3 protein-coding genes and 2 pseudogenes are annotated in these 3,357 nt (G+C 66.9%); 3 read left to right on the top strand and 2 right to left on the bottom strand.

All coding sequences use genetic code 11. The features are described 5' to 3' along the window. Nucleotides 1–78: 78 nt before the first annotated feature. A pseudogene (locus ACSDR0_RS49900) lies at nucleotides 79–501 on the top strand (transposase family protein); the annotation flags it as partial. Nucleotides 502–598: 97 nt separating this feature from the next. Here ACSDR0_RS49900 and ACSDR0_RS49895 read toward each other — a convergent pair. Further along, nucleotides 599–1,222 carry an NADPH-dependent F420 reductase gene (locus ACSDR0_RS49895; protein WP_435296009.1) on the bottom strand — a complete coding sequence of 208 codons (624 nt, stop codon included), beginning with the start codon at nucleotides 1,220–1,222 and terminating at the stop codon, nucleotides 599–601. A gap of 185 nt (nucleotides 1,223–1,407) precedes the next feature. Continuing rightward, on the bottom strand, nucleotides 1,408–2,142 hold the full coding sequence (locus ACSDR0_RS49890; protein ID WP_435296008.1) for an SDR family NAD(P)-dependent oxidoreductase: 735 nt from the start codon (nucleotides 2,140–2,142) through the stop codon (nucleotides 1,408–1,410). A gap of 144 nt (nucleotides 2,143–2,286) precedes the next feature. Here ACSDR0_RS49890 and ACSDR0_RS49885 point away from each other — a divergent pair, with 144 nt between their 5' ends. Together ACSDR0_RS49885 and ACSDR0_RS49880 are read left to right on the top strand one after the other, a co-directional pair. Beyond that, a complete protein-coding gene (locus ACSDR0_RS49885) occupies nucleotides 2,287–2,928 on the top strand; it encodes a TetR/AcrR family transcriptional regulator (RefSeq protein WP_435296007.1) in 642 nt (213 codons plus the stop codon). A 62-nt stretch (nucleotides 2,929–2,990) separates the two neighbouring features. Next, nucleotides 2,991–3,197: pseudogene (locus ACSDR0_RS49880) on the top strand (IS5/IS1182 family transposase); the annotation flags it as partial. Nucleotides 3,198–3,357: the final 160 nt, after the last annotated feature.

Below are 3,357 nucleotides of genomic sequence, written 5' to 3'. Positions count from 1 at the left end.
CTCTTGGTCGAAATCAGTCGTCTCAGGGGCCTCGTTGCCACGTCAACCCGGTAAATCGGCTTAACTTACCGGCGTTGCGGCAAACACCATCGCCACGGCGTGAACGTGCAGGTCATCGCTGACCCGGCAGGCCGGCTGGTCTGGGCCTCGGCAGCGCTGCCCGGCTCCGTCCACGACCTGACCGCGGCCCGCACCCACACCATCATTAACGCGCTGACCAGCGCAAACGTGAGGGCGTTTGCCGGCAAGGCATACCAAGGCGCCCGAGGCACGATCCGAACCCCGTTCAAGCGCCACCGCTGTCGGCCGGAACTCTTTCGCTGGCAGAAGAAGGTCAACCGCGCCCACGCCCGGATCCGCTCCATCGGCGAACGCGCCAACGCCACCCTCAAAACCTGGAAAATCTTGACCAAGCTGCGCTGCTGCCCACACCGCGCCACCGCGATCGTGCAGGCCATCCTCGTGTTACACCACGCCGAGAACCCGATCTACCGAGGATGAAAAGGCTCATCGATATCCGACATCAGCGAGTCGGTGCTCCATCAACCATTGTCAGGGCGCACGGCTCCCTGTTCGCCGACTGCTCGGCCCCGGGGGCTCAGCCGGTAAATTCGTTGACGCCGAGGGCGAAGTCCCAGTGGCCGACCCCGTTGCCGGCAAGGCCCACCGTGACCACGCCCACTCCTTCCAGCCAGTGCGCCATTTTCAGGCCGCCGACGTCCAGCGGGCGCAGCCCAAGGCTCTGGATGAATGCCGCCACGCCCGCCTTGGCCTGCGCATTGTCGCCAGCGACGAAGACGTTGGGCCGGCCCTTCTCCAGGACATTACGAAAGATGGTGTTGAACGCCTTCACCACGCTGGCGCTGGCCGGGGCCACCTTGGCGACTTCCTGCGCGATCGAGGTCTCCTCGCTGTGGGCCAGTCCGTCGAACGTGACGTTGAAGGGGTTGCTGATGTCGACGATGACCTTGCCCGCGAGGGCGTCTCCGTACTCGGCGACGACCGGAACGACACCGTCGTACAACAGGGCCGTGATGACGATGTCCCCGGCCGGGACGGCACCCCACTTGCCCGTCGTCGTGCCGCCGCCCAGAGCCTTCGCCAGGTCATCGGCCTTGGACTGATCGCGTCCCATGACCTCGACGGTGTTGCCGCCCGCCACCGCGAGCGTGCCGATGGTACGGGCCATGTTGCCCGTACCGATGAGGGTGATGCTGCTCATGAGGTGTGCTCTTTTCCTGTTTTCGAGGTGTCGCTCTGTCTCGTTCGTGCTGGGTCAGGCGCAGGGCGTCGGCCGTGACGTTTCTGGGCCAACTGCCGCGCCTTTCCCGGCACCTCCGGCTCGTCGTCTTCCGCCGGTAGATTGGGTTGTTGTGGGGTGTGCCCGCGGCATTCCTGGTGTGTGGTTCAGATGGCGGTGGTGCCGCCGTCGGTGACCAGTTCCAGGCCGTTGACGTAGCTGGAGTCGTCGGAGGCGAGGAACAGGGCGACGGTGGCGATTTCTTCGGGGCGGCCCATCTGGCCGCGGGGGATGAGGGACTCGAACTGGCGCTTGGTGGCCTCGTCGAAGAGTTCTTCCTGCTTGGCGGTGGCGACCTGGCCGGGGGTCAGGACGTTGACCCGGATCTTGCGGTCGCGCAGTTCGTTGAGCCAGACGCGGGCCCAGGCCTGCTGGACGGCCTTGCTGCCGGCGTAGAGGCTCCAGCCGGGGAAGGCGCCGAGGGAGGCGTTGGAGCCGGTCATGAGGATGGAGCCGCCGTCGTTGAAGAGCGGGAGGGCCTTCTGGACGGTGAACAGGGTGCCCCGGGCGTTGAGCCCGAACCAGGTGTCGAACTGGGCCTCGGTGATCTCACCGAGCGGGGCGGGCTCGCCGCCGCCGGCGCTGGCCCACAGTACGTCGAGGCTGCCCTTCTCCCGCTTGACGGTGTCGTACAGGCGGTCCAGGTCGTCCAGGTCGGCGGCGTCGCCCTGGACGCCGGTGACGTTGCGGCCGATCTGCTTCACGGCCTCGTCCAGGGCGTCCTGGCGGCGGCCGGTGATGAAGACGTGCGCTCCTTCGTCGACGAACAGCTTCGCGCCGGCCAGCGCCATGCCGGTGGTGCCGCCGGTGATGACCGCTACCTTGCCGTCAAGCTTTCCCATGGTCGCTCCTTTGGGTCGGTGGTGCCGTACGCACCTGGGGCAACGATGTTATGTACACCGCCCTGTGTGCTTACGGTACGGGGCGGGCGACCAGGACGCAAACTATGTACACCGGTCGTTACCCAGCTGGGGTATCATGGACCCATGACGGAGCTCGAGAAGGGCCCTACGGGCCGCCGCCGCGGCCGGGGCGCCCGCGAGCGCATCATCAGCGCGTCCCAGCAGCTGTTCCGCGAGCAGGGCATCAACCGCACCGGCATGGACCAGCTTTGCGCGGCGGCCCAGGTGTCCAAGCGCACGGCCTACCAGCACTTCACCGGCAAGGACGAACTCGTCGCCGAGTACCTGCGCCGGTTCGACCCCTCCGTTCTGTCCGGCGTGTTCGACCGCACCGACCTCACGCCCCGCGAACGGCTCCTCGCCGCCTTCGACATCCCTCCCACCACCCCCCTGTGCCCCTACATCGGCGCCGCCGTCGAACTCCACGACCCCCAGCACCCCGCATCCCAGCACGCACGCGACTACAAGAAAGCCGTCGCCGCGCGGCTCGCCGACACCGCCCGGGAAGCCGGCGCCGCCGAGCCTGAACAGCTCGGCGAGCAGCTCGCGCTGCTCATCGACGGCGCCGCGGTCCGGACCCGGGTTCTCAACGCCGATGCCTTCCCCACCGCCGCCGCCATCGCCGCCGTCCTCATCGACAACGCCATCCCCGCGTCATCTCCTCGGCAGCCCAGCGATGACCGCGGAACTACCGGGTCTGCTCCCGTTCCGGTGGGAGGCCAATGACGGCCCGATCACGCCTCGTCGGCCGGAAGACGACGTCGAGTTCGGCGCGGCCGGAGCGGTAGATCACGCCGTACAAGGGCAAGAACAAACCCGACTCACAGAAGGACGCCAACCGGGCTCATGCCCGGCTTCGCGGGCCCGGCGAACGCGCCAACGCCCAGCTCAAGTACCGGCGCATCCTGCACAAAGTCCGCGTCAGCCCACGCGGGGTCGGTCGACTCGCCAAAGCCATCCACGTGCTACAGAACTACGAAGCAACCGCAGGATGAAAAGGTTCATGGAAAAGCGGCGGCCCGGGACGGATATCTCGATCATTCGCCAGTGAGGAAGCCGCCGCGCCGACAACGATCAATGACGTTTTCTCACTGAATCTCAATTGATTCGGCCGTGCTCGAAATGTACGAGGACGAGGGCGGCGCGGACAAGATC

Source organism: Streptosporangium sp. G11 (assembly GCF_051192615.1).
Lineage (GTDB): Bacteria > Actinomycetota > Actinomycetes > Streptosporangiales > Streptosporangiaceae > Streptosporangium.
This window is presented reverse-complemented; position numbering and strand designations above follow the sequence as displayed.